Origin of the sequence: Haloglomus halophilum (genome assembly GCF_024298885.1) — an archaeon.
Classification (GTDB): Archaea; Halobacteriota; Halobacteria; order Halobacteriales; family Haloarculaceae; genus Haloglomus; species Haloglomus halophilum.
Window position 1 is genome coordinate 564,780 of the sequence record NZ_CP101166.1, and the last position, 23,361, is coordinate 588,140.

The 23,361-nt window shown below is 70.3% G+C and carries 19 protein-coding genes; 14 read left to right on the top strand and 5 right to left on the bottom strand.

What is annotated here, in order from left to right; translation table 11 throughout:
- Positions 1 to 54 precede the first annotated feature (54 nt).
- The 3 genes from serS (at position 55) to NL114_RS02815 (ending at position 3,351) form a co-directional block, all read left to right on the top strand.
- A complete protein-coding gene (gene serS, locus NL114_RS02805) occupies positions 55 to 1,437 on the top strand; it encodes a serine--tRNA ligase (RefSeq protein WP_254823286.1) in 1,383 nt (460 codons plus the stop codon).
- A 289-nt stretch (positions 1,438 to 1,726) separates the two neighbouring features.
- Positions 1,727 to 3,088, top strand: coding sequence for a glycerate kinase type-2 family protein (locus NL114_RS02810; RefSeq protein ID WP_350355392.1), 1,362 nt, complete (start codon positions 1,727 to 1,729; stop codon positions 3,086 to 3,088).
- Positions 3,085 to 3,351 (top strand): hypothetical protein, encoded by a 267-nt coding sequence (locus NL114_RS02815; RefSeq protein WP_254823287.1) that lies wholly within the window; start codon positions 3,085 to 3,087, stop codon positions 3,349 to 3,351. Before NL114_RS02810 ends, NL114_RS02815 begins: the two co-directional genes overlap by 4 nt.
- A gap of 25 nt (positions 3,352 to 3,376) precedes the next feature.
- Here the strand turns inward: NL114_RS02815 and NL114_RS02820 are convergent, their stop codons facing one another.
- Positions 3,377 to 4,420, bottom strand: coding sequence for an ArsA family ATPase (locus NL114_RS02820; protein ID WP_254823288.1), 1,044 nt, complete (start codon positions 4,418 to 4,420; stop codon positions 3,377 to 3,379).
- A 212-nt stretch (positions 4,421 to 4,632) separates the two neighbouring features.
- A complete protein-coding gene (locus NL114_RS02825) occupies positions 4,633 to 5,733 on the bottom strand; it encodes a pyridoxal phosphate-dependent aminotransferase (RefSeq protein WP_254823289.1) in 1,101 nt (366 codons plus the stop codon).
- A gap of 192 nt (positions 5,734 to 5,925) precedes the next feature.
- On the opposite strand from NL114_RS02825, the gene NL114_RS02830 reads away from it, so the two are divergent.
- From NL114_RS02830 to NL114_RS02875, 10 genes are all read left to right on the top strand, one after another.
- Positions 5,926 to 6,447, top strand: coding sequence for a CinA family protein (locus NL114_RS02830; RefSeq protein WP_254823290.1), 522 nt, complete (start codon positions 5,926 to 5,928; stop codon positions 6,445 to 6,447).
- Positions 6,448 to 6,501: 54 nt separating this feature from the next.
- A complete protein-coding gene (locus tag NL114_RS02835; RefSeq protein ID WP_350355393.1) occupies positions 6,502 to 7,881 on the top strand; it encodes a D-aminoacyl-tRNA deacylase in 1,380 nt (459 codons plus the stop codon).
- A 207-nt stretch (positions 7,882 to 8,088) separates the two neighbouring features.
- A complete protein-coding gene (ftsZ, locus tag NL114_RS02840; protein ID WP_254823292.1) occupies positions 8,089 to 9,306 on the top strand; it encodes a cell division protein FtsZ in 1,218 nt (405 codons plus the stop codon).
- Positions 9,307 to 9,497: 191 nt separating this feature from the next.
- Positions 9,498 to 11,948, top strand: a complete 2,451-nt coding sequence (locus NL114_RS02845; protein ID WP_254823293.1) for a CARDB domain-containing protein — start codon at positions 9,498 to 9,500, stop codon at positions 11,946 to 11,948.
- A 102-nt stretch (positions 11,949 to 12,050) separates the two neighbouring features.
- Positions 12,051 to 12,224, top strand: a complete 174-nt coding sequence (locus NL114_RS02850; protein ID WP_254823294.1) for a protein translocase SEC61 complex subunit gamma — start codon at positions 12,051 to 12,053, stop codon at positions 12,222 to 12,224.
- A gap of 4 nt (positions 12,225 to 12,228) precedes the next feature.
- Positions 12,229 to 12,666 carry a transcription elongation factor Spt5 gene (locus NL114_RS02855; RefSeq protein WP_254824766.1) on the top strand — a complete coding sequence of 146 codons (438 nt, stop codon included), beginning with the start codon at positions 12,229 to 12,231 and terminating at the stop codon, positions 12,664 to 12,666.
- A 241-nt stretch (positions 12,667 to 12,907) separates the two neighbouring features.
- Positions 12,908 to 13,381 carry an Lrp/AsnC family transcriptional regulator gene (locus tag NL114_RS02860; protein ID WP_254823295.1) on the top strand — a complete coding sequence of 158 codons (474 nt, stop codon included), beginning with the start codon at positions 12,908 to 12,910 and terminating at the stop codon, positions 13,379 to 13,381.
- Between the two features lie 270 nt (positions 13,382 to 13,651).
- Positions 13,652 to 15,148, top strand: a complete 1,497-nt coding sequence (locus NL114_RS02865; RefSeq protein WP_254823296.1) for a proton-conducting transporter transmembrane domain-containing protein — start codon at positions 13,652 to 13,654, stop codon at positions 15,146 to 15,148.
- Positions 15,138 to 17,540, top strand: coding sequence for a DUF2309 domain-containing protein (locus NL114_RS02870; RefSeq protein WP_254823297.1), 2,403 nt, complete (start codon positions 15,138 to 15,140; stop codon positions 17,538 to 17,540). The genes NL114_RS02865 and NL114_RS02870 overlap by 11 nt, the downstream gene beginning before the upstream one ends.
- A 91-nt stretch (positions 17,541 to 17,631) precedes the next feature.
- Positions 17,632 to 18,393 (top strand): PHP-associated domain-containing protein, encoded by a 762-nt coding sequence (locus tag NL114_RS02875; RefSeq protein ID WP_254823298.1) that lies wholly within the window; start codon positions 17,632 to 17,634, stop codon positions 18,391 to 18,393.
- Between the two features lies 1 nt (position 18,394).
- Here the strand turns inward: NL114_RS02875 and NL114_RS02880 are convergent, their stop codons facing one another.
- Positions 18,395 to 18,952 (bottom strand): metal-dependent hydrolase, encoded by a 558-nt coding sequence (locus NL114_RS02880; protein ID WP_254823299.1) that lies wholly within the window; start codon positions 18,950 to 18,952, stop codon positions 18,395 to 18,397.
- Between the two features lie 131 nt (positions 18,953 to 19,083).
- On the opposite strand from NL114_RS02880, the gene NL114_RS02885 reads away from it, so the two are divergent.
- Complete coding sequence (locus tag NL114_RS02885; protein WP_254823300.1) at positions 19,084 to 19,350, top strand: hypothetical protein; 267 nt, start codon at positions 19,084 to 19,086, stop codon at positions 19,348 to 19,350.
- A gap of 55 nt (positions 19,351 to 19,405) precedes the next feature.
- Here the strand turns inward: NL114_RS02885 and NL114_RS02890 are convergent, their stop codons facing one another.
- Together NL114_RS02890 and NL114_RS02895 are read right to left on the bottom strand one after the other, a co-directional pair.
- Entirely contained in the window at positions 19,406 to 21,037 is a 1,632-nt protein-coding gene (locus NL114_RS02890) for an acyl-CoA carboxylase subunit beta (protein ID WP_254823301.1), read from the bottom strand.
- 25 nt (positions 21,038 to 21,062) lie between these two features.
- Positions 21,063 to 23,291, bottom strand: a complete 2,229-nt coding sequence (locus NL114_RS02895; RefSeq protein ID WP_254823302.1) for a hypothetical protein — start codon at positions 23,289 to 23,291, stop codon at positions 21,063 to 21,065.
- Positions 23,292 to 23,361 lie beyond the last annotated feature (70 nt).

The following is a 23,361-nucleotide window of genomic DNA, read 5'->3' on the forward strand; positions in this document are numbered from 1 at the left end:
CTCCCGCGACACCGACACGACTTTTCCGACGACCCCAGAAACCACGGACAACAGATGATCCCCCGACAGTACCTCCGCGAGCATCCCGACGAGGTGCGCGCGGCACTCGACGCGCGCGGGTACGACGACGTGGACGTTGATACGCTCCTCGCTGTCGACGAGGAGTGGCGCGACCTGAAGGCCGAGGGCGACGGCCTCCGCCACGAGCGCAACGAGGTGTCGAGCAAGATCGGCGAACTCAAACAGGAGGGCAAGGAGGATGAAGCCCAGGAGGCCATCGAGCAGTCACAGGAGCTCAAGGCCGAGATCGAGCGCGTCGAGGACCGCGCCGACGAACTGGAGGCGAAACTCGAACAGGGCCTGCTCGAACTCCCGCAGATCCCCCACGAGGATGTCCCCGTGGGCGCGGACGAGGCCGACAACGTCGAGCGCCGGCGCGAGGGGTTCGACGACCCCCGCGACCTGCCCGACGAGGTGACGCCGCACTACGACCTCGGCGAGGAACTCGAGATCATCGACGAGGCCCGCGGCGCGAAGACGACCGGCGGCGGCTTCTACTTCCTGAAGGGCGAGGGCGCGCGCCTCGAACACGCACTCATCCAGTTCATGCTGGACGTCCACCGCGAGCAGGACTACCACGACATCTTCCCGCCCGTCCCCGTCACGAGCGCGTCGATGCGCGGGACCGGCCAGCTGCCGAAGTTCAACCACGACGCCTACCGGGTCGGCGGCGCCGAACAGGAGGACTACACGGACGACGACCTGTGGCTCTGCCCGACCGCGGAGGTCCCGGTCACGAACATGCACCGCGAGGAGATCCTGCTGGACGACGACCTCCCGCTGAAGTACCAGGCCTACACGCCGAACTTCCGGCGCGAGGCCGGCGAACACGGCACGGAGACCCGCGGCATCGTCCGCGTCCACCAGTTCAACAAGGTCGAGCTCGTCAACTTCGTCCGGCCCGACGAATCGTACGACCGACTGGACGCGCTCATCGACGAGGCCTGCGAGGTCATCGACCGGCTCGGGCTGCCGTACCGCACGCTCGACCTCTGCACGGGCGACCTCACCTTCGCCTCGGCCCGCACCGTCGACATCGAGGTCTGGGCCCCCGGTACGGACAGCGAGGACGGCCCCGAAGAGGGCGGCCGCTGGCTGGAGGTCTCCTCGGCGTCGAACTTCGAGGACTTCCAGGCCCGCCGCGCCGGCATCCAGTACCGCCCCGAGCGCCACGAGTCGGCCGAGTACCTCCACACGCTGAACGCGTCGGGGACCGCCGTCGGCCGCGTGATGGTCGCCATCCTCGAGTACTACCAGAACGAGGACGGTACCGTCGACGTGCCCGAACCGCTCCAGCCGTACATGGGTGGGACCGAGGTCATCGAGGGCCACGACCCCGTCGGGGAGTCGGCCGTCGGCGCCGGCGAGAAGGAGTAGCCGACCGACGACACGGACCGCCACCTCGGAAGGCGACAACATTTGACAAGCACCGCAGATATATCTACAAAATGCCATTTTAATCAGAAAGTCCAGACGTTTCCTATATATTGGCGCTCAAATAACCCTCAGGCAGAGAAACAGCCTCAGCTCTACGGTCGCCAGCCACCTGCGCCGCCCGATTCGGTATCGCGATAAGTAGTTTATCGTATATACTCCCCCGGAGCGTCCCCGCCGCGGAGCCGCCGCCCGAGACACCGTTATCAGGCCACCGCGCTACCGACCGGACGTGATTCGGAACCGCGACGACCTGCTGGCCGGCGCTCGCGACCGCGACCTGGCAGCGCTCGCGCTAGACTGCGTCGAAGCCGGTATCCGCGCGGCCGACCCCGAGCGGGCGACCCGCGAGTGCGTTCAGGTCGAGGACGGGCACCTCTCCGTCGCCGACGACACGTACGACCTCGCGGAGTACGACCGGGTCGCGGTCCTCGGCGGTGGGAAGGCCGCGGCCGGCGTGGCCCGCGCCCTCGAAGCGACGCTCGGTGACCGGCTCTCCGCGGGCGTCGTCGGCGTACCCGCGGATGTCGATACGTCGGGGCTCGGCCGGGTCGAAACCGTCCGGGCGGGCCACCCGACCCCGACCGAGGGGAGCGTCGAGGCGGGCGAGCGGCTGCTCGAAGCCGCCAGCGCTGCCGACGACCGAACGCTCGTCCTCGCAGTCATCACGGGCGGCGGCTCCGCGTGCCTCGCGGCACCCGCCGGCGACCTCGCGCTCGCCGACCTCCGGGACGTGACCGATGCCCTGCTCGCCGCTGGTGCCAGCATCGAGGAGACGAACGCCGTCCGCAAGCACGTCTCGGCGCTCAAGGGCGGCCGCCTCGCCCGCGCGGCCACACCTGCGACCGTCGTCGGCCTGCTCGTCAGTGACGTGGTCGGCGACGGCCCCGGGGTCATCGCCAGCGGCCCGACCGCATCCGACCCGACGACCTACGCCGGCGCACTCGGGGTGCTGGACCGGTACGATATCGGCGCCCCGGCCGTCCGAGCGCATCTCGAGGCCGGCGAGCGTGGTAGCCACCCGGAGACGCCAGCCGCCGGGAGCGAGGTGTTCGACGAACACCACGTCGAGAACCACGTCCTCGCGGGGAATCGGACCGCACTGGATGCGGCCCGGGACCACGCCGCGGCAGCCGGCTACGACCCGCTCGTGCTGTCCTCACGCGTGCGCGGGGAAGCGCGGGAGGCCGCACTCACGGGCGTGGCCATCGCGGAAGAGGCACTGGCGACCGGCGACCCCGTCGAGCCGCCGGCAGTCATCCTCTCGGGCGGGGAGACAACCGTCACCGTCCGTGGTGACGGCACCGGCGGCCCGAACGGGGAGTACGCGCTCCGGGCGGCGCTGGAACTGTCGGGTACCGACGTGCCGGTCGCGCTCGCGTGCGTGGACACCGATGGCCGCGATGGGAGCGCCGACGCCGCTGGAGCACTGGTCGATTCGGGAACCGTCGAGGCCCCGTCTGTCGCCCGGGACGCGCTCGCACGGAGCGACTCCCACGGGTACCTCGCCGAGCGTGGGGCCGTCGTCCGGACCGGCGCGACGGGGACGAACGTGAACGACCTGCGGGTGTTCGTGGTCGGCAGCCGGGAGTGAGCCTCGCCGCCACGGACGTGTTTTTGCTGGCTCCGACCGTACGGTCGGCCGTGCTGGAGTTCTTCCCCTCACCGCTGACCTTCGACCGGTTGCAGTGGGCCGTCTTCGGCCTCCACTGCCTCGTCGCATCGCTGTTCGTCGCGGGGGCTGTCGGGTTCCTCCAGCAGGGTGCGCCGATGGGTGCCGCGCTCCAGTCGCTGCTGGCGCTCCTGTTCGTCGGGCTCGGCCTCGTCATCGCGCGGGTCGTCGGCCGACGGACGTAGCCACGGATGGGACACAGAACGGGATTCAGGAGAGACAGGCCGCGACGACCCGCAGCATCCGTTCGCCTCGGACCTCCTCTGCGAACAGCGGGACGCGCTTCACGTCGTGGCCGCGGAACACGTCCTGGGCCCGCGAGAGCGCCTCGCGCTGGACCTCCCAGCGCCGCTGGCAGAACTCACAGTCCTCCAGGTCGGGCGCGACGAACCAGTCGGCATCGGCCCCTTCCGCCACGTCCGCGAGGTCCTGCATCACGCGATTGACGACGACCGTGCTCACGGGAATCTCGAAGGTACGCAGGCGCTCCAGCAGGTGCTCGGACTCGACGACGCTCATCTCCTCGGGCACCATCACGACCCGGAAGTCGGTGCGGGCGGGGTCGCGAAGGCGCTCCCGGAGCCGCTCGACGCGGTCGGCCAGCGCGCGGAGGTCGTCCATCCCCTGCTCCAGCGACTCCTCGTCCGCCCCCGAACCGAACAGCCCCTTCACGCTGCCCATCATCCCCGACAGGCGCTCGCGGAAGGCGAGCAGACGGCCCGTCAGCGACTCCATCAGCTCGGGTAGCTCCAGCAACCGCAGCGTGTGCCCCGTCGGCGCCGTGTCGACGACGACACGGTCGAACCGCTCGTCGTCCATGTACTGCAGGAGCAGCTGCATCGCGGCGGCCTCGTCGGCGCCGGGCATCGTCCCCGCGGCGAACGGGTTCAGCCCCTCGTCCTGCATCAGCGCGTCCAGTCCGCCGAGCATCCCGCCACCCTCGCCACCCTCGGCGAACGGGCCGCTCGTCATCGCGTCCGGGTCGATCTCGGCGGCGTACAGTGGTACGTCCTCACGGACGCGCGTCGGCTCCGCCGGGATCGGCGTCTCCAGTGAGTCCGACAGCGAGTGGGCCGGGTCCGTCGAGACGGCGAGTGTCGACACGCCGTCACGGGCCGACGCGAGCGCGGTGGCGGCCGCCATCGTCGTCTTGCCGACGCCGCCCTTCCCGCCGTAGAGGACGTACTCCGGTGCGTCCACCGCGAGCCCCTCCTCCTCGACCGACTCCACGGCCTCCACGTCGATACTGCTCATGTGCGACGCTACTCCGTGGGGACGGGAGTACCCGTCGGTCTCCGGTCTCACACCCGTTCGCGAGACGAGGATTCAAACCGGAGGCCGCGCCACCGAACGCGGACGCGCCGCCAGCGCGGGGCGGCCCGGTTCCGAGGCCAACCGGGAGTCCGGCTACACCGTGCGTGAGCACGGTCGCGAGCACGAGGAGCCACCGCCACGCCCTGCGCCAGTCAGGCGAAGAACTCGCGGAGTCGCTCGGCCGCCTCCTCGACCCGGGGTGTCACCAGCGCGAACCGGAGCCAGTCGGCACGCGACTCGCCGAACGCGTCGCCGGGCATCCCCGCGACGCCGGCCTCGTCGATGAGCCGCTCGACGTTCGCCAGCGTGCCGGGGTAGTCCTCGAACCGTGCGAGGACGTAGAAGGCACCCTCGGGTGTGACGTAATCAGCCCCGGCTGCGTCCAGCGCGGCCGTGAACGTCTCGATACGCTCGCCCACGAGCGAGCGGTTCCGCTCGTAGTACGACTCGGGCGTCTCCCGGAGCGCCCGGAGCACGGCGTACTGTGCCGGGCGCGAACAGGTCACGTTCGTCAGCATGTGGCGCGTCCGGACCGCCGGCCACAGGTGCTCCGGAGCGATGCAGTAGCCGACCCGCAGGCCCGTGATGGCCATCGACTTCGAGAACGCGTTCGTCACGAACCGGTGCTCGGAGTCGAAGGCCAGCGCCGAGCAGAACCGCCCGGAGTGGTCGAACCGCTCGTACACCTCGTCGCTGACCAGCAGCGCATCGTGGGCCTCGGCGACCCCGACCAGCGCCTGCTTCGTCTCGCGGCCGTACACCGCGCCCGTCGGGTTGTTCGGCGAGTTGACGACGATGACGGCCGTCTCGTCACTCGCCGCCCGACGGACATCGTCGGGGTCGAGGCGTCCCCGTTCGTCGGCCGGCACGTACGTCGCATCGGCACCCAGCAGCTCCGCCCGCCCGGCGTAGTACGGGTAGACGGGGTCGGTCAGTAGCACCTCGTTCCCGGGGTACTCATCGAGGCCGATGGCCGTCCCGAGGTGGTTGGCCTCGCCGGTCCCGTTCGTGACGAAGACGCTCTCGGCCGGCACGTCGTGGTGTGTCGCGATAGCGGCCCGGAGTTCGTCCAGCCCCTCGCTCGGCGGGTACTGGTAGTGTTCGACGGGCAGATCCGCGAACTCGCGGAGTCCCTCGCGGAGCGCGTCGGGTGGCGCCCAGTCCGGGTTGCCGCTCACCATGTCGACCACGTCCCGCTCGGCGGCCGCGGCGTACTGCATCACCCGGAAGAACAGTGGCCGCTCGTAGTCCATACCCGCTCTCGCGGGTCGTTCGACGTGGTTCTTGCCTTTCCGGATGGTATTTCGACCCCCTGTCAGACGACACAATCCGTGGTTCCCCCTCGACTCGTAAATCGGATATCGCGATACAGAATCGCCACCCGTTCGCAACACCCCGCACACGAGAGCGCCCGGTTTCATGGGCGAGAGGTCCCTGTTCCCGATATGCGCGAGTTCGCCGACGACCCGCCGGTCGAGGAACGCATCGGGGACGCTCTCCGGGACACGGGCGCCACCATCGCGGCCGCCGAATCCGCGACCGGCGGCCTCATCGGATCGCTGCTGACCGACATCCCGGGTTCCAGCGACTACTTCGACCGTTCCGTAGTGACCTACTCCTACGACGCCAAGCGCGACGTGCTCGCGATCCCGCGCGAACATCTCGACGAACACGGTGCCGTCAGCGAGCCGGTCGCGCGGGCGATGGCCCGCGGAGTCCGGGATACGGCCGACACGACCTGGGGCGTCGCGACCACCGGTATCGCCGGCCCGACCGGCGGCGACGACGAGGACCCCGTCGGGACCGTCTACATCGGTGTCGCGTACGCGGGCGCGTGGGGTTCGGGCGAGTCGACGAGTACGGTCGAACGCTACGTCTTCGACGGTGACCGCCTGCAGGTCAAGGAACGGTTCGCCCGGCAGGCACTGCGCGACGCGCTCGCAGCCATCGAGGCACGTCGCGGGTAGTCGACCGCCTCGGCGGCCGAGACCGACGCGTTTTCGACCACCCGGAGCCGAGCGATGCCCGTGCTAGCCATCGTCGCCAGCCGTGCCGACAGCGCGTCCGTCCACATCGCCGAGCAGCTCCTGGACCGCGCATCCTGGACCGAGCACACGGACGGGACGCGCTCGGACGGCGACGGCGGCGACACCGTCTACCGGACGGAGGGCGCGGCGCTCCGGGTCTTCGACGACCTGCATCTCCACCTCGACGGCGTCGCGTCGGCGTTCGGCACCGTCGACGACGGCCCCGAACACGAGCCCGACCTGCTGGCGTTCGCCTCGCGACACGCCGGCGAGACCGGCCGTCTCCTGACCGCCCACCACACGGGCAACTTCGGCCCGGCGGACCACGGCGGCGCGGACGGCGAGCTGGCGGCCGCCGCACCGAACGCCACCCGACGAGCGCTGGAGGCACTGTCCGACCACGCGCCCGACGGCTACGAGACGGGACTGGAGTGTACCCACCACGGCCCGACGGACGTGGGCTGCCCGTCGCTGTTCGTGGAGGTCGGGAGTGCGGAACCGCAGTGGGAGGACCCGGCGGCTGCCGGCGCGGTGGCGGCGGCGATTCTGGACCTCCGCGACGTGACCCCCGACGCGGAGCGGACGGTCGTCTGCTTCGGTGGCGGCCACTACGCCGCCCGGCCCGAGCGCGTCGTCCGCGAGACGGACTGGACCGTGGGCCACATCGCCGCCGACTGGTGCCTGGACGACCTCGGTGACCCGGATTCGACGGCGGCTCGCGAGACTCTCGACGCCGCCTTCACGGAGAGCGGTGCGACCCACGCGCTCGTCGAGGGGCGCCACCCGGACCTCGTGGCCGCCATCGAAGAGCTCGGCTACCGTGCGGTCGGCGAGACGTATCTCCGGGAGACGACCGGCGTGCCCCAGGGAACGGTCGAGCGCTCCGAGGCCGAGCTCTGCCGGGTCGGGGATGGACTCCGCTTCGGTGACCGCGCGACCGGGTACGACGGCCCCCTGACCGCGGTCGACCTCCCTGCCGGCCTGGTCATCGAGTGCGAGGGCATCGACCCCGAGCGGACACGGGAGGCCGTCGACAGTCGGACCGTCGCCGTAACGACCACCGAGAACGGGACCCGCGTCGACGACCGTGCGGTCGTACCGACCGGCGACGAGGCGGCTGCCGCGGACATCCGGGCCGAACTGGTCGACGAACTGGTGGCCGTCCTCCGGGAGCGCTACGACGGCGTGAGCGTCCACGCCGACGCGGTCGTGGCGCGCCGCACGGCCTTCGATCCGGAGAAGGCTCGGACGCTCGGTATCCCCGAGGGCCCGGCGTTCGGGAAGCTCTCGGCCGGCGAATCGGTGGAGGTGAACGGTCGGACCATCGAGCCGGAGGCGGTCCACTCCGAGGAGGAGCTGCGGTTCCCGCTCTGACTCGTCCTCGTCCGGGGCGGGTGCGCGCCCGTCAGACATCGTGCGCGGAGCGGCGCGTCGGTGACAGTCGCGCCCGGATTCCGTATCGTCCCAGACGGTTTATCGGCCGAACCCGGCTCGAAAGCGGCAAAACCGCGCATCGGCGTCAGACACGCGCGTGACGCCGGAGAAAGCTACTTACGGGACGTAGGCATCCGACCTGACAGCATGGACTCGCTGATCGAGGACGCCATCGACGAGGCCGAGAATAGGGAGGAGGAGGGCCCGGCTGGGGACGGGCCGGCGAACTCGAACGACGCATCGCCGAACACGTCGGGCACCATGACCGACGATGAGCTGGCGAGCGTCGTCGAGGACCTCGAAACCAAGATCACCGTCGTCGGCTGCGGCGGCGCCGGCGGCAACACCGTCACCCGGATGGACCGCGAGGGCATCCACGGCGCGAAGCTGGTCGCCGCGAACACCGACGCCCAGCACCTCGCGACCGAGGTAGAAGCCGACACGAAGATCCTCATCGGTCGCCAGCGGACCGGCGGCCGCGGTGCGGGTTCGGTCCCGAAGATCGGGGAGGAGGCCGCCCAGGAGAACATCGACGACATCAACGCCGCCATCGACGGCTCGGACATGGTGTTCGTCACCGCCGGGCTCGGCGGCGGGACGGGGACGGGCTCGGCGCCCGTCGTCGCCCAGGCTGCCCAGGAGCAGGGCGCCCTGACGATTGCGGTCGTCACGGTCCCGTTCACCGCGGAGGGTGAGCGCCGGCGGGCCAACGCCGACGCCGGCCTGGAGCGGCTCCGGGCCGTCGCGGACACCGTCATCGTCATCCCGAACGACCGACTGCTGGACTACGCGCCGAACCTGCCGCTCCAGGACGCGTTCAAGATCTGCGACCGGGTCCTGATGCGCTCGGTGAAGGGGATGACCGAGCTCATCACGAAGCCGGGACTGGTCAACGTCGACTTCGCCGACGTGAAGACCATCATGGAGAACGGCGGCGTCGCCATGATCGGTCTCGGCGAGTCCGACTCCCAGAACAAGGCCCAGGACTCTATCCGCTCGGCACTGCGGTCGCCGCTGCTGGACGTGGAGTTCGACGGGGCCAACTCGGCCCTGGTCAACGTCGTCGGCGGCCCCGACATGAGCATCGAGGAGGCCGAGGGCGTCGTCGAGCAGATCTACGACCGCATCGACCCCGACGCCCGCATCATCTGGGGCGCCTCCGTCAACAACGAGTTCGACGGGAAGATGGAGACGATGATCGTCGTCACGGGCGTCGAGAGCCCGCAGATCTACGGCAAGAACGAGGCCGAGGCCGACACCCAGGGCGGCACGCAGGTCGGCAACCTCGACGGACAGGCGACCACCGACGGGTCGGGCGGTCAGCAGCCCGCCTCCTCGGACGGCGGCATCGACTTCGTGGAGTAACCGCGGCTCGTCCTGCCGTTCTGTCTTCTGCCGAACCCCCGGCTCCAGGGGAGCGACCCGTCAGCCCGTGATGACACGGCGACATCCTCGCCGCTGTTCTACCGCTGCGGTTTCGCCATTAACGCCACGTTAACGCCTGGTACTGCTGCAATACCTATACTCGGTTCCGGCATCCGGACGCCCGGAAACAAATGAACACATCATCGACAGATGGACCGACAGCACCACGTGGCGGGGAGCGGTCGGGCCAGCGCCTCCGGCAGGCGCTCGCCGTCCTCGTCACACTGCTGGTCGTCACCAGCGGTTTCGTCGCCTTCGTCGCGGCGCCCGTAGCGGCACAGACAGGCCCGGATGTACTCGGCGGACAGACGGTGGAGGGCGCCCTCCGGATCACGGTCGACCAGGGGAACCTCGCCGTCGCGCGCTACCAGAGCAGTTCCTGGGTGCGCCAGTACTACAGCGACGATAGCTCCGACACGGTGCTGTACGCCGGCGGGACGGTCTACGACATCCCGGGCGGCGGCACGGCCGACGCGGACGGCATCGAGCTGACGGTCGCGGAGCAGTCCATGTCGGGCGACACCATCGTGACCCGGTTCGAACCTGCCGGCAGCACGGGTATCCAGCTGGTCCAGCGGGTCAGTTACACCGGCACTCAGCAGTTCTTCGACCTGACCTGGGAGGTCGAGAACACGGGCTCGAGTACGGCCACCGGCCTCCGGCTTCTCAACGGGAAGGACACCTATCTCGCCGGTGGTGACAACGGCGAGGGGTTCTGGAACCCGGGCATCGCCACGATCGGCGTGGCCAAGGAGGTCGGTAACGAGCGACAACAGCTCACGATGAGTGGCCTCCCGGGATCGGAGCCGTTCAACCACCAGAGTAACAGCTACAGCAGCGTCCAGGACAGTCTCGAAGCCGGAGCGCTCACGGGAATCGTGGACACCAGTAACCACGACAACGGCTACGCGCTGGAATGGCGACGGAGTTCGCTCGCCGCCGGTGATACGTGGACGGTACGAGCCCGCGAGGGGTTCGCGAAGTCCTCGGTCATCGTCGACAGTCCGGGCGCTGTGTCGTCGAGCGGTGACCCCGTCAACCTCCAGTTCGACGTGACCAACGTCGGCGACACCCAGACCGCCGTGAGCTTCGCCACGGACGGTCCGAGCGGCTGGACCGTCTCGACGCCCGGCGGTATCGACCTCGACGGTGGGGCCACGGAGCCGGTAACGGTCACCGCGACACCGCCCGAGTCGGTCGGGTCCGGGTCGTACGACATCACGCTGACGGCTGACACCGAGACATCGACCTTCTCGGCCGTTGCTCGGGTCGACATCGCTGCGGATGGCGAGAGCAGGCAGGTGCGGAGACCCGCACGATTCAGCGTCATCGACAGTTCGATCTCCCCCGATGAGGTCGAGATCGGCGAGAACATCACGGTCACGGTCACGGTGGAGAACAGCGGCGACCGAGCGGGAACCTACATCGGGCTCCTGAGCGCCGACAACAGGCTTATCGAGACCCAGATGCCCCGGGTCGCTCCCGACGAGACCGCGACGCTCACCTACGAGTTCGCCCTGAACAGGCCCGGCGGGTACTACATCCAGAGCCGGGCCCACGTCCTCGGTCGGGTCACCGTGACGCCGCTGCGTGAACCCAGCGCGACGGTCGAGACCGACAGGCAGCGCCCGAACCGGGTCGAGGCCGCGCTCCGCGACCCACAGCCGGGGAGGCCGGTGTTCGTCGCGTTCCCGTTCACCAACACGAGCGACGAGAGCGGCGTGCACCTCGACAGCCTGAACGTCACCGTCGACAGGCGGACGGACACCGTTGTCACCGTCGAGCAGTCCGGACGACCGCAGAACGACGAGCCGCCGGTCGCCGGCGGCACCCGCGAGTTCAGCTTCTTCACCATCGACGTGGAGTCGGCGGGGAACGTGACCGACGCCGGGTTCACCTTCACGATCCAGAAGCGGCTCTACAAGGAGTTCATCGACGAGACGGACCCCGCCGCGGGCACCGCGCTGTTCCGGTACGACCCCGAGAGCGGCACCTGGGAGCGGTTCGAGATGGAGCTGATCGGCGAGACCGACAACGCCTACCGCTTCCGGGGCTCGACGCCCGGCTTCTCGACGTTCGCCGTCGGGGCCGCCGGCACGGAGTTCGACCTGCGCGACGTGCGCCTCGCCTCGGAGACGATCACCGCCGGTGACGACGCCCGCATCCGGGCGACCGTCGCCAACGACGGCGACCGCAACGGCACCTACACCGCCGTGCTGCGGGTCGACGGCGACCGGCGCACCAGCCGGGACGTCTTCGTCCCCGCCGGGGAGTCACGGAACGTCCAGTTCCGCGAGACGTTCCAAGAGCCCGGCGAGTACGCCATCACCCTCGACAACGTCAGCGCGGGGACCCTGACGGTGGAGGCAGCCGCCACGCCGACACCCGAACCGACGCCCACCCCGACCGAGGAGCCGGAGCCGACCGACACGCCGACGGAGTCGGGCAGTTCGACACCGACCGAGACGGACGACGGGACGCCGGCGACGACGGCCAGCGACGGGCAACCGGGGTTCGCCCTCGTGACGGCGCTGTTGGCGCTCCTCGGTGCGGCGCTCCTGTCCGCCCGCCGCCGGGACTGACCGGGCGAACTCGACACCACGCTCTTTTCCCTGCGCTGCTGCGTAGCGCCATCGTTCCCCCGGACCAACAGGTATAGAAAGCCCGACCGGAAATGACTCGGCATGCAAGTACCGAAGGAACTCGGCGCGTACACCCGGGTGCTCAAGCTCGCGAGCACCCCCTCCTGGCAGGAGTTCTCCAGGGTCGCCCTCATCGCGGGCGTGGGGGTCATCCTCGTCGGCATCCTGGGGTTCCTGATCTTCGTCATGATGAGCTTCGTCCCCGGAGGTGTCTGAGGCCGTGCCCATCTTCGCCGTCAAGACCACCGCGAGCCAGGAACGCACCGTCGCGGACATGATCATGAGCCGCGAGGAGGACAGCGTCCACGCCGCGCTGGCGCCGGACTCGCTCACCTCCTACGTGATGGTCGAGGCCGACGACATCTCGGTCTTCGACCGCATCCTCGACGAGATTCCCCACTCCCGGGGCGTCGTGCAGGGGAAGTCCTCCATCGCCGAGGTGGAGCATTTCCTCTCGCCGAAACCGGACGTGGAGGGCATCGCCGAGGGCGACATCGTGGAGCTCATCGCCGGCCCGTTCAAGGGCGAGAAGGCCAAGGTCCAGCGCATCGACGAGGGCAAGGACCAGGTCACCGTCGAGCTGTACGAGGCGACCGTCCCCATCCCGGTCACGGTCCGTGGGGACCAGATCCGCGTGCTTGACTCCGAAGAACGGTAAGATACCAACTCCGCATTTTCGAGGCATAGTTCCATCTTTCGGTAGTTTCCTCGGCCATTCTCCGGATAATCCAGACATACAGCGCGAACGTCGGACGTACCCACGGCCACGACCCGGTAGCCGTTCCCACGCACGACCACGAGCAGGAGCCGAACGGGCGATATCGGATACCGGGCCCCCGCCCGGGACCGATGGCGTGCGCGGGTCCAAACTAAAGTGGCTCTGCTGCGGAGTTCCTCGCATGGCCGACGACGACCTCGACGACGTCGACAGGGCGATCCTGCACGCGCTCCAGGAGGACGCCCGGAACATGTCGTCCGGCGACATCGCGGAGCGAACCGGGACCTCGGACAGCACGGTCCGCAAGCGCATCCAGCGCCTCGAGTCCGACGGGATAATCAAGGGGTACAGCGCCAGCGTCGACTACCAGCGGTCGGGGTACCCGCTCCGGATGTTGCTCTACTGCACCGCCTCGATCCCCGAGCGCGGCGAGATGATCCCCGAGATCCTGGGGATCGACGGCGTCATCTCGGTCCAGGAGCTGGTCACCGGCGAACAGAACCTCCTCGTGACGGCCGTCGGCGAGTCCGACAGCGACATCACACCCGTCGCACAGGCGCTCCTCGACATGGGACTGACGGTCGCCGACGAGGTGCTCGTCCGGAGCCACGAGACGACACCCTTCAGCAGGTTCGAGCCCGGAGACGAGAGCTGACTGTCGTATCCCGACGGGTGGCCGAGCGAACGTGGCGACCCCGACATCGGAATCCGCCTCGCCCTGCGCCTCCCGAGCGGCCCGAACCGGTATATCCGCTATCGGATCACGCAACCCTTGCCAGACCATAATGTTCTATAATACCAGCCAGTTCGAACGAACTGGTCGGATAGGTAGATTTAACAACCGAACTGTTCTCAGAAGGAGGCGAAGACGACCAGTAACGGTTCACCGGGTCCCCGGTGGTCGTGGCTGGCCGCTGGACGAACGATGTCAGGACACAGCTCATCGACGACGGTCGGACCACTTCCGGACACGACGGCCGAGTCACCGTTCGTGCCCGTCGCACTCACCTGGCTCGTCTGGTCGCTGCTGGCCGCGAGCATCGCTGCGCTCGCACTCCGAGTCCGGGGCGGGGGCGCGTGGGAGGTGCCCGGGCTGGTGGCCGTCGACGGGCTGACCGTCCTGATGTGGGTGGTCGTCACCTTCTTCAGCGGCATCGTGCACAGCTACTCGCGGCGCTACATGGCCGGAAGCGCCCACGAGACGCGCTTCTTCGCCACCATGTTCGGGTTCACGGTGGTCGTGATGGGGCTGGTTGCGGCCGACCACCTCGCCCTGTTCGGCGTCCTGTGGCTGGCGATGGGCCTGCTGATGGCGACCCTCATCGGCACCGTCAGCGGCTGGGAGCAGGCACAGGCGGCCGCGACGGTCGCCCGCAGGCACTTCCTCGCCAGCAGCGCGCTCCTCGGCGTCGCGCTGACGGCCCTGTGGTGGACGACCGGCGCGACGACGGTCTCCGGCATCGCCGGGGCCGCCGACACGCTCGGTGGCCCGGTCTGGCTGGTCGCCGCCGGCGCGCTCGTGCTCGCGGCGATGATCCAATCCGCTCTGGTGCCGTTCCACACCTGGCTGCTCTCCTCGATGACCGCCCCGACGCCGGCGTCGGCGCTGATGCACGCCGGGTTCGTCAACGCGGGCGGCATCCTGCTGACCCGCTTCGCCCCGGTCATCACCGTCGACCCCGCGCTCATGCTCGCGGTGGTCGCCGTGGGCGGGGCCAGCGCCATCGGCGGGAAGCTCCTGAAATCGGTCCAGCCGGACATCAAGAGCAAGCTCGGCTGTTCGACCGTCGGGCAGATGGGGTTCATGCTCATGCAGGCCGGGCTCGGCTTCTTCGGGGCCGCCATCACCCATCTCATCCTGCACGGCTTCTACAAGGCCTACCAGTTCCTGAGCGCGGGCGGCCAGGTCGAACACACCGGCCCGAGCGAGCGGACCCCGCACACGACGGGGCCGCTTCCGAGCGTCGCTGGCGGCGTCGTGACGGTGCTGACCGGGCTGGCTGGCGGCGTCCTCTTCGCAGCGCTGACGGGGAAAGGGACGAGCGTCGACAGCAGCCTCCTGCTGACCGTCTTCGTGGTCTTCACCACGCTCCACGCCGCCCGGAGTACGGTCCAGCACACCTCGCTTCCGAGGGCGGCCCGGTACGCGGCCGTTCCGCTGGTCTTCCTCCCGGCCATCGTCGTCTACGCCGTGGTCTACGGGGCGGTGTCCGGACTCCTCTCCGGCCTCCCCATGGTCGCGGTGCCGACGGAGCTGACCCTGCTCCACGGCATCCTCGCAGCCATCTTCGTCGGCATCTACGTCGCCATCGAGACCGGCGTCCACGAGCACAGCCAGCGGCTCTACGTGGCGCTGCTGAACGCCAGCCAGCCATCCCCGGACAGCGTGCTGACCTCCACGGAGGACTACAATGAGTACTGAATCCGCCATCGACGACAGCATCGACAGGGCAGCGACCGTCGTGGGCTCGCTCTGGCCCATCCACTCGTTCGTGACCGCCAACCCCCTCTCGGGGTTCGAGGACCAGCCGTTCGACCAGGCGGTCGAACAGGCAGCCGACCTGCTGGGTGGCCGTGGCTATCCCGACCCCGAGACGTTCCGGGCGGCGCTGGACCGCGGGCAGATCGACCCGGCGCTCCTCGAGACGGAGCTCGCCGCGGCCGGCTACGAGGACGACCCCGAGACGCTGCTCGACCGCATGGCGGATGCGACCGGCAGCGAGGCAGACGAGGCCGACACCCCCACCGACCACGTCGACCGGGTGCTGGCGAAGTGGCTGTCGGCCTTCCTCGACGAAGGGGGCGCCCACTGGCCGATGCCGAACCGCGAGGCGGGGTTCTACACCGCCTTCCGTGGCGTGGCCGAACACGACGGCGAGATCCCCGACGAGGGGGTCGTCGCGGACCTGCCCGAACGGCCGTCAGAGGCCATCAAGACGGTGCTGGCACCGTTCCCGGAGAGCCAGTGGGTGCCCATCCTCGAGGAGCAGCTGACCGCCCTCCCCGGCTGGACGGGGTTCATCAAGCAGCGGGCCGCGGACGACGGCGAGTGGCAGTCGACGTACCCGATCTCGCTGAAGGGCTACCTCGCGGTGCGCCTGGCACTGCTGGATGCGGTCGATACCGACATCGAGCCATCGAACGACAGCGTCGACGCGAACCCGGCCGACGAACTCGCCCGGGCGTTCCTGCGCGCGTGGGAGGCGACCTACCGCGGTGACCTCGTCGAGGGCATCGCCACGGAGAGCCGGTCGCTGGCCGACGGCGAGGCGTCGGGCCGCCCGGACGCCCAGCTGGTCTTCTGTATCGACACCCGCTCGGAGATCATCCGCCGTCACATCGAGTCGACGGGCGACTACGAGACCCACGGATACGCCGGCTTCTTCGGTATCCCGATGGAGTACCAGGGGTACGACGCCGACATGGCGGTCGATGCCTGCCCGCCCATCCTCGACCCACAGCACCACGTCACCGACTTCCCGACCGACGACGACACCCAGGCACGCCACGACCGCTGGTCGAACCTCCGGGAGGCCGCCACCGAGACGGTCGAGACGCTGAAGGCCAACGCCGCGACGGCCTACGGCTACGTCGAGACCGCCGGGAGCGGCTACGGGCTCGCGCTCGCGGCCCGGACGCTCGTCCCCGGCCGCGTCCGCGACCTGGTCACCGCCGCCGACGGGTCGGTGCCCGACGAGCACGAGTTCTGTGACCCGCTCGTCCACCACCAGCACCAGTACGCCGGCGACCTGCCGGTGGGGCTGACGACCGAGGAGAAGGTCGAGTACGCCGCAACCGCCTTCGACCTGATGGGCTGGGAGGCGTTCGGCCGCCTCGTCGTCTTCACCGGCCACGCCAGCGAGACGGCCAACAACCCCTACGATTCGAGCCTCGACTGTGGGGCCTGCGCCGGCAACCCCGGCGGGCCGAGCGCCCGCGTCCTCGCGACCATCTGCAACGACACCGAGGTGCAGGCGAAGCTCCGCGAACGCGGCCACGAGGTCCCCGAGGACACCGTCTTCCTCGCCGGGCAGCACAACACGACGACCGACGAGGTCGAGCTGTACGACGGCGACGTGCCCGAGAGCCACGCCGAGGACCTCGCGCAGTTGCGCGCCGACCTCGCCACCGCCCGCGAGCACGCGGCCGCCGAGCGCGCCGCGTCGATGGGTGCCGACGGGTCGGGCGTCGACGAGGTGGAGCGCCGCGCCGCCGACTGGGCCGAGACCCGCCCCGAGTGGGGCCTGGCCGGCAACGCCGGCTTCGTCGTCGGCCCCCGTGAGTTGACGAGCGACCTCGACCTCGACGGCCGCGCGTTCCTCCACTCCTACGACTGGTCGACCGACCCCGATGGCGAGGCGCTGGAGGCCATCATGACCGGGCCGATGGTCGTCACCCAGTGGATAAACACCCAGTACTACTTCTCGACGGTCGACAACGCCGTCTACGGCAGCGGCTCGAAGGTGACCCACAACCCCGTCGGCAACGTCGGCGTCTACCAGGGCAACGGTGGCGACCTGATGACCGGGCTCCCGCTCCAGTCGCTGATGGCGGCCGACGACCAGCCACACCACCAGCCGCTCCGCCTCTCGACGGTCGTCCACGCGCCGGTCGACCGCGTCACCGAGGTCCTCGCCGAGCACGGGGAGCTGGCGGAGCTGCTCGACAACGACTGGCTCTCGCTGACGGTCGTCGACCCGACCCAGGACCACCGCGCGTTCCACTACGAGGAGGACCTGGAGTGGACGCCGGTATCGGAGGAGGCCGCCCCCGAGCCCGCGGCGCCGACCACGCCCGCGGTGGCGGACGACTGAGCCGGAACAGAGACACCCGGCCGCCGTGGCGTCGGTCGTCGCCGTCCCGAACCCGCAACGGCTTAGCCCCCGCATGCCTGACCCGACACCAGTGACCGAGAGCGAGTTCCGGGTCGACCCTCATGTGAAGATTCTCGACGACCGGGTCGTCCAGCGGGCCAAACGCCGGGGGCTCGATGCGCTCATCTACGCGCCCCACTTCACCCGGCTCCCCGACATTCGGGCCCGGGCGCGCCGGTTCTCCGACGAGGAGCTGCTCGTGTTGCCCGCTCGCGAAGTGTTCACCGGGAGCTTCCGCGAGCGCAAGCACGTCCTCGCGGTCGGGCTCTCCGAACCGGTTCCCGACTTCATCACGCTCGACGCGGCGATGGCCGAGTTCCGGCGCCAGGACGCGGCCGTCCTCGCCCCGCATCCGGAGTTCGCGACCGTCAGCCTCGACGCCGACGACCTCGCCGAGTACCGTGATACCGTCGACGCCATCGAGGTGTACAACCCGAAGCATCTGCCGGGCCACAACGAGCGGGCGCTGGAACTCGCCCGGGAGACGGGTCTGTCACCGTTCGGCTCGTCGTACGCCCACCTCCGGGGCACCATCGGCGAGGTGTGGACCACGTTCGAGGAGCCGCTCTGGTCCGAGCGCGAGCTCGTCGAGGCGTTCCAGACGGGCGCTCCTCGGCGGGTCCACCACCGCGACGGCCCCGGACACGGCGCCCGCTGTGCGGCCGAGACCGCACACCTGCTGTACGAGAACACCTGGGAGAAGGTCGACCGCCTGTTCCTCCAGGGGACCGAGCCGACCCATCCACGACATATCGCCTACGACGGCCGGTTCGACGACGTGTCGGTCTACTAGCTCAGACGGGCAGGCCAGCGACGGCCCCGACCAGCCAGCCGAACACGGCGGTCGAGGGCTCGTTCCCCACGCCGGGTGCGAACGGCAGCGCTGCCGCGAGGTCCCGGAGGAGGCCGGGGACGACGTGGACGAACACGGCGACCACGGCGAGCTCCAGAAGCGTCACGAGCAGCGTCACGGCGTCGGCGTACGAACTGCTCGTCTTGACGCCGAAGGGGAGCCCGAACTCCTCGTCCCAGAGCGGGTGGAACAGCGCGATGCCGCGCTTCGACCCGACCATGTCGAGCACGTAGTGGCTGAGGACGCCGATCCAGACGTAGTGGAGGTTGTCGAGGTAGATGGGGTAGGCGACGAAGACGGCCAGTACGGTGAGGCTGTGGAACGTCTTGCGGTGCTTCCCGAACGCGGTGTCGATGTCGGGGAACAGCGCGCCCAGCGTCACCGGTACGAGCGTCATCGCGATGGTGCGGAACGTCTCGAAATCCCCGGCCGGCTCCAGAACGTACCCCAGCCCGATGGCCAGCAGGACACCGTTCAGTACGTGACCCTTCTTGTTCATCGGTCGGAGGGACTCGCGGGGGCCGGACAAGCGTTTCCGTCGGCGGCGCGGGCGTCCGACGCGCGGCAGACGGCGCCACCGTCCCGGCCGGCCCCCAAGGCGTTTGCCACCGGAGCCCCGACCCGGCCAGCATGTTCGTCGAACTCCTCGCGGTGGGCAGCCTCTCGACGGCCATCCTCGCGACCGGCCTCGCCCTCCTCCTGCGGCCCGAGCGGGCAATCGAGTACCAGGAGCGGTACGCCGAGCGGGTCGCGGCGGTCGGTCCCGAGGAGAATCCCGAGTATTACGACCAGACACGCGCGGACCGCCGGGACACGTTCCTCCTGGGTGGCCTCGTCCTGTCGCTGGTGGGGGGTGCCCTCCTCGCGTTCACGGTGTACGGCGCGCTGTTCGTCTGAGACGGCCCCGAGAGCGGTGGGACGGCCTCGGCTGGGAGCGCCCGGTTGAACGGTCTCAGATCGGGTCGATATGGTGTTTCTTCGGCGGCCAGTCCGCCTCCAGTTCCTCGTCCGCACGGGCGAGCATCCGGGCGATGCGGCCGCGTGTCTCGCCCGGTGCGATGGCCGCGTCCACGCCGACGCCCGACGCGGCGCGGATGGCGCCGGTCCGGTCCTGGAACTTCGCGACGAGCTCCTCGCGCTTGGCCTCGGGGTCGTCGGCCGCCTGTATCTCCCGGCGATACGCGATGTCGACAGCACCCTCGATACCCATCGCCGCGACCTCCGCCGTCGCCCAGACGACGGTGAGGTCGTTGCGCGCCGACCGGCCGCCCCCCATCGCGACGTGGCCGAACCCGTACCCCCGCCGGAGAACGACGTTCGCGATGGGGACTGTCGCCCGGTTCAGCTGGAAGGGGAGCTTGCCGGCGTGGCGGGCGACACCCTCGGCCTCCGAGTCCGGCCCCGGCAGGACGCCGGGCGTGTCCTCGAACAGCAGGATGGGCAGATCGAACGCGTCACAGAGCGACGCGAAGCGGGCGGCCTTCTCGGAGGCGTCCGTGTCGATGGTGCCGGCCATCACGCGGGGCGCGTTGGCGATGACACCCACGGGCTCGCCCTCGACGCGGGCGAAGGCGGTGACGATGTTGCGGGCGTAGCGTGACTTCAGCTCGAACACCGACCCCGCGTCGACCACGCCCGCGATGACATCGCGCACGTCGTAGCCCTTCTTCGGGTCCGCCGGGATGACGTCGACGAGGTCCTCGGGGTCGCGCTCGGGAGCGCGGGGCTCGACCGCGGGCGGGTCGCGCCGGCAGTTGCGCGGGAGGTACGACAGCCACTCCGCGATGGCGTCGAGACACGCCTCGTCGTCCGGGTACGCGGCGTCGGCCATCCCCGTCCGCACGGTGTGGACATCGGCGCCGCCGAGTTCCTCCTTCGGGACCTCCGTTCCGAGCGCGGCCTCGACCAGGGAGGGCCCGGCCACGCCGAGCGTCGAGCCCTCGACCATCGGCACGAAGTCGGCCATCACGGAGAAGTTGGTCGGCGCGGCGAACCCCGGTCCCATCATCGCCGAGACGAACGGGACCCAGCCCGAGAGCTTCGTCTGCTGGCGGAACAGGCCGCCGTCTCCCTGCGCGGTCGGGCGGGCATCCAGCCCCTCCTGGATGCGGTGGCCGCCGCCGTCGTGGAGGTTGACGACCGGGAACCCGCGGTCGATGGCGAGGTCGTACAGCCGTTCGAGCTTGTGCCCGCCGGTGTGGCCGATGGAGCCGCCCTTGACGGTGAAGTCCGTCGCCGCGATGGCGACCGGCCGACCCTCGACCTCGCCGATTCCAGCCACGACGCCGTCGGCAGGGGCGTCCTCGCGCTCCCAGTCGACCGTCTCGGGCGTGGTCGGTGCGGGCGCCGCCAGTTGCCCGAGTTCGTCGAAGCTCCCGTCGTCGCAGAGGTGGGCCACCCGTTCGCGGGCGGTCAGTTTCCCGTGCTCGTGCTGGCGTTCGACGGCCTCGGGGCGTCCCTCGTCGCTCACGGCCCGTCGCTCGGCACGCAGACGCTCGGTCAGTGCCGTCGCATCGAGGTCGCGTCTGTCGGCCGGGTCGCCACCGGCTCCGTCCGTCGCCGCGTCGTCGGGCGTCTCGTCCATGACCCGGCGGTCGGGTGGCGGCCTGTTATCGGTTGCCCCGAGTGCGGCCGCCGTCCCGGCCTCGTCGGGCCGCACCGAGGGCGAGAAGTGCGGCCGCGAGGAGCGCCACGCCGACCCCGAATCCGGCGCCACCCGCGCCGGAGGGTGTCACCGGCGACCCGGTCGCCGTCCCGGTCGCCGTGACGGACGAGGCCGACCCACCGCTGCCGCGGCCGTCACCACCGCTGGTTCCCCGGGCCGTCCCATCGCTGCCGGCGGTGTCCGTCGACGGGGCGGCGGTCCCGTCGCCGGGACCACGTCGCCCGGCGGTCGTCCGGGTCGGCGTCGAATCGCGGACCGTGACGGTCGTCGCGCGGGCGCCAGCCTCGACGGGGTACTCGCCGGGTGTGTCGAACGTCGCGGTCCCGGTCAGCGTGACGGACTCACCCGGCGCGAGCCGGAGGGTACGTTCTGCCACCGGCTCCCCGTCGACGGTGAGGGTGAGGGTCCCGTCGGCCGGGCGCTCAGCCGGGTTCCGGACGAGTGCACGGACCGTGACGGACTCGCCGACGGCGATACGTTCGGGCACCTCCAGCCCGGTAACGGTGGGGGTCGCGGGCGGCCGAACGGTGACGGCACGGCTGGACTCGCCGAGGCGGAGTTGTGTGTCCGCGGCGGCGTCGAACGGCACCGTCCAGGAGAGGTCGGCCGTGGCGCCGGCGTCGAGCTCGCCCGTCCGGGTCCCGACCGCGCGGTCACCCCGGCGCAGCGTGATGGCGAACTCCCCGGCGGCGTCTCCGGTGTTCTCGGCGGTCGCGCGGACGACGACCCGCTCGCCCGGGACGAGCGTCGGGAGCCGGTCGACGGTCGTGTTCCGGTAGGGCCCCGTGAGGCGGAACTCCTCGAAGCGGTAGTCGAGGTCGGCGAGGCCGCCGAAGACGCGAGCGTACTCCGAGCGGTTCGGCGGTTCGGGCGCCGCGTCGGTCTCGGTGTACCGGCGCGCGACCTCGCGGGAGTCGGCGCCGCCGACAGCCTCGATGCTGGCGAGGAAGATCGACTGGTTCAGGCGGCCGCCATCGGCACGGTCCTGCGCGCGCCGGATGGCATCCTGCAGGGTGGCGCTCCCGTCGGTCTCGACCCGTATCTGTCGGTCGATGGCGGCGAACACCAGCGCCCCCTTCCAGTAGTGGGCGGTCGTCCCGCTCCACGTGTCCGGGTCCGCGAGGACCACGTCGCCGTAGCGCTGGCGCGTGCCGATGTTCAGGTGGCGCTGGAACTGCGAGTAGTTGATGCGGCCGCTCCGGAGTGCCCGGCTGGCGGCGTAGTAGTCGGCCATCCCCTCGTACGTCCAGCGCGTCTCCGTCGTCGGGCGATACGTCTGCCGGGTGTGGACGTACTCGTGGGACCAGACGTTCTCCGGAGTGTCGAGGCGCTGCACGTCACGGACCCAGAAGTCCTCGGGCCCGCGCTGGAGCCCCGTGGAACCGTACTCGACGCCCTCGGTCGGGGCGGTGATGGCGAGGACCTCGTCGTCGGCCGGGCCGAGTGTCAGCGTGCGGGCGGTGCCCGCGAGCGCGCCGAGCACGTCGGCCCGGGAGTCACGGAGGTCGGCAGCCTCCGGGACGGCGAGCGTGATGCGTTGCCCCGCGACCTCGCGGGTCGTCGTGTCGACCGGGCCGAGGAAGAGGAGCGATTCGCCGGCCACACCCTCGCCCGCGACCGCGTGGTCGGTCCGGATGGGCTGGCGCTGGCCCGTCCCGGAGTAGGTCACGCCGAGGCGCGGGACCTTCGTCAGTGCCCACTCGCCGGTGTCGACGAAGAGGTACCCGCTCGTCTCGGCGCCCTCGCGCCCGCGCGTCACGGTCTCGTTCACGGGCAGCCGGTAGGACAGCGACGGCCGGTTCGTCGTCCGCGTCCACTCGTACTGGCGGGGGCCGCGCTGGCTGAACCCCTCGGTGTTCGTGACCGTCACCCCCTCGGGGACCTCCGCGGTCAGCGAGGTGACGCCGTCGGGGATGGTAAAGCGGGCGTCGACACCGATCTCGCCGGGGCGCTCGGGCGTCAGCGACGAGGTGAACTCGATGTCGACGCCGCCGTGTGGCGTCGTGGGTCCGGCCGTCGTGGCCGCGCGCGTGACCGTGGCGGAGTCGGTCCCGGCCCCCGTCTCCGCGGCCGCTATCCCCGCGAGCGGGACTGCGACAGTGCTCGTGACGACGAGGACCGCGAGGAGTACGGAGCGAGCCGCGACCCGGACGCGACGGCGGGACCGTGTCATCTACCGCCCCGTCCGGGCCGAAGCGGCATAATCCCCCGGCGAGCGGCGAGGCTGACTGCGACCGGCTGGT

Bases quoted from the DNA above. Each gene is read 5' to 3' on its own strand.
- serS (WP_254823286.1), top strand. From the start codon at position 55: ATGATCCCCCGACAGTACCTCCGCGAGCATCCCGACGAGGTGCGCGCG.
- NL114_RS02820 (WP_254823288.1), bottom strand. From the start codon at position 4,420: ATGAGCAGTATCGACGTGGAGGCCGTGGAGTCGGTCGAGGAGGAGGGG.
- NL114_RS02825 (WP_254823289.1), bottom strand. From the start codon at position 5,733: ATGGACTACGAGCGGCCACTGTTCTTCCGGGTGATGCAGTACGCCGCG.
- NL114_RS02830 (WP_254823290.1), top strand. From the start codon at position 5,926: ATGCGCGAGTTCGCCGACGACCCGCCGGTCGAGGAACGCATCGGGGAC.
- NL114_RS02835 (WP_350355393.1), top strand. From the start codon at position 6,502: ATGCCCGTGCTAGCCATCGTCGCCAGCCGTGCCGACAGCGCGTCCGTC.
- ftsZ (WP_254823292.1), top strand. From the start codon at position 8,089: ATGGACTCGCTGATCGAGGACGCCATCGACGAGGCCGAGAATAGGGAG.
- NL114_RS02845 (WP_254823293.1), top strand. From the start codon at position 9,498: ATGAACACATCATCGACAGATGGACCGACAGCACCACGTGGCGGGGAG.
- NL114_RS02850 (WP_254823294.1), top strand. From the start codon at position 12,051: ATGCAAGTACCGAAGGAACTCGGCGCGTACACCCGGGTGCTCAAGCTC.
- NL114_RS02860 (WP_254823295.1), top strand. From the start codon at position 12,908: ATGGCCGACGACGACCTCGACGACGTCGACAGGGCGATCCTGCACGCG.
- NL114_RS02865 (WP_254823296.1), top strand. From the start codon at position 13,652: ATGTCAGGACACAGCTCATCGACGACGGTCGGACCACTTCCGGACACG.
- NL114_RS02870 (WP_254823297.1), top strand. From the start codon at position 15,138: ATGAGTACTGAATCCGCCATCGACGACAGCATCGACAGGGCAGCGACC.
- NL114_RS02880 (WP_254823299.1), bottom strand. From the start codon at position 18,952: ATGAACAAGAAGGGTCACGTACTGAACGGTGTCCTGCTGGCCATCGGG.
- NL114_RS02885 (WP_254823300.1), top strand. From the start codon at position 19,084: ATGTTCGTCGAACTCCTCGCGGTGGGCAGCCTCTCGACGGCCATCCTC.
- NL114_RS02890 (WP_254823301.1), bottom strand. From the start codon at position 21,037: ATGGACGAGACGCCCGACGACGCGGCGACGGACGGAGCCGGTGGCGAC.
- NL114_RS02895 (WP_254823302.1), bottom strand. From the start codon at position 23,291: ATGACACGGTCCCGCCGTCGCGTCCGGGTCGCGGCTCGCTCCGTACTC.